Source organism: Dietzia aerolata (assembly GCF_014144865.1).
Classification (GTDB): Bacteria; Actinomycetota; Actinomycetes; order Mycobacteriales; family Mycobacteriaceae; genus Dietzia; species Dietzia aerolata.
Map to the genome: position 1 here is coordinate 1 of NZ_JAALDM010000104.1, position 2,043 is coordinate 2,043.

Below are 2,043 nucleotides of genomic sequence, written 5' to 3' on the forward strand. Positions count from 1 at the left end.
CGGCGCGCTCGTCGCGGTCCTGTGGATCGCGGCGACCCCCGCGGTGGCGCGGATCCTCGCGGGCCGCGGCGCCGCCCTGACCGCTAACCGGTTCCCCGTGGCGTCGCTGACCCTGTCCGGGATCCAGCGGTTCCCGGGCCGTGCCGCCGCCACCGGGCTTGGTGCCTCCCTCGCCGCGGTCGTGATCGCGGTGAGCCTGGTGACCCTGAGTTCGGTGGCCGCGATCTCCGCAGCGCGGACGTCCTCCGAACCGGTCTCCGACCTCATGGTGGGCGCGTACGCCGGGTCCGCCTCGCTGGGCGACACCACCCTCGACCAACTCTCGGAGGTGGACGGTGTCCACGGCGCGGTGCCGATCACGGCCTCCCGTCTCACCCTGGTCGGACCGTCCTCGGACACCGGATTCTCCGACCGTGCCGAGACCCGGCTGTCCGGGAACGTCGTGGCCGTGGACGTCGCTGACCTTCTCGAGGTGTCGGAGGGCCGGTTCCCGCTGACCGAGGTTGCCGGCGACGAACTGTATCTTCCGGAATCCACCGTGCCGCCGTTCGCCGACGGCGCCGAGGTGACCGTCCGCGGACCGGACGGCGAGGTCACGCTGACCGCCCGATACGTCGAGGACCTGCCGTTCCCGCAGCTGGTCGCGCCGTCCGTCCTCGACCAACTCGGGGCGACGCCACAGGTGCCCGCGGTATGGCTGAGCGTCGCTGATGACGCCGACCGGACCACGGTGTTGGACTCGGTTCGCGCAATTGCGACCGTGGCCGGGGATCTCTCGGTCTCCGGTCCGGCCGTCTCCGACGCCCGCGTGGACGGGGTGATCAGCATCGCCCGCGGTCTGGCCATCGGCATGCTCGCGGTGGCCGTACTGATCGCGGTCATCGGTGCCGCGGTGATCGTCTCCACGACTCTCCGCGAACGGGCCACCGAGATGTCCGTGCTGCGGCTGCTGGGCATGAATGCCGCGAGCCTGCGACGGTCGGTGTCCGCGGAGACCTGGACCGTCGGGACCTTGAGCGTCGTTGCCGGACTCGCGCTCGGGATCACCCTGGGATGTGCCGCCACGCTCGCGGTCGCGACCGAACTCGGCTTGGATCCGCTGATCCGGATCCCCATCATCACCGTGATCATCCTCGGGGCCGCCACCGTCCTCGGGCTCCGCATGGCCGCTTCCTCGCCGCTGGACCGGGTGGCCACAGTCCCACCGGCGCGCGCACTCAGGGCTTCTACAACGGGAGAGAACTCATGACCTTTGGACGTTCGGCCCGGACCGGCGCCGCAGTGCTGGCCGCGACGCTCGCCGCACCGCTGGCCACGCTCGGACTCGGCGTGGGCACCGCCCAGGCGGCACCCCGACGCGCACAGCTGACCTACGACTGCCTGGCCGCCGCGCAGGGCTTCGAGGGGGACGCCCGGCCCTACCCGTTCGTCGTCGCACTGGACATGGACGTTCCCGACTCACTGGCACCGGGCGACACCGTGGCCCTGAACGGCAGTTTCTCCGTGCAGATGCCCGAGGACCTGCGCGCCCTGGCCGCGGACTACTTCACCACCCTCCAGGTGGTCTCCGACTCGCTGAGTGTGCCGGTCACCGTCGGCGGGAACACCGTCACCGTCCCCATGAGCCGCTTCGACTCCGGACAGATGCCAGCGTCGATGCAACCGTTCATCGTCTCGGGAGCGGTCGGGGCCGACCCGTACCAGGTCCCCGCCGATGCCGCGGGCGAGGTCCACATCGGGATGCCGTCCGGCGGCGCCACCAGCATCATCAACGGGGCGCCGGTGGCCTTCAACGCCCAGGCGCTCCTGTCCGGCGGGTTCGTCGCCAACTTCGTGGGCGAGTACCCGTATCTCCTGTCGTGCAACCCGCCCGCCGGTGACACCACCCTGGCGACCATCCCGATCTCCGCCCCCGAGTCGGCAGCACCGGCCGCGGCACCGGCGGCAGCCCCAGGTGCCTCCTCCACCAGAACCGGGGCGGCCACCCCCGCGACGGGCGGCCCCGGCACGACCGTCACCAACGGGGCACCGGCAGCGCCCGCT

Annotated in this window: 2 protein-coding genes; both read left to right on the forward strand. The window is 71.9% G+C overall.

Annotated elements, in window-relative coordinates; genetic code table 11:
* On the forward strand, nt 1–1,249 hold a 1,249-nt coding region (locus G6016_RS07175; RefSeq protein WP_182631986.1), incomplete at its 5' end, for an ABC transporter permease.
* Nucleotides 1,246–2,043, forward strand: a 798-nt coding sequence (locus G6016_RS07180; protein WP_182631987.1) for a DUF6801 domain-containing protein, incomplete at its 3' end; no start/stop codon positions are given. The genes G6016_RS07175 and G6016_RS07180, both read left to right, overlap by 4 nt.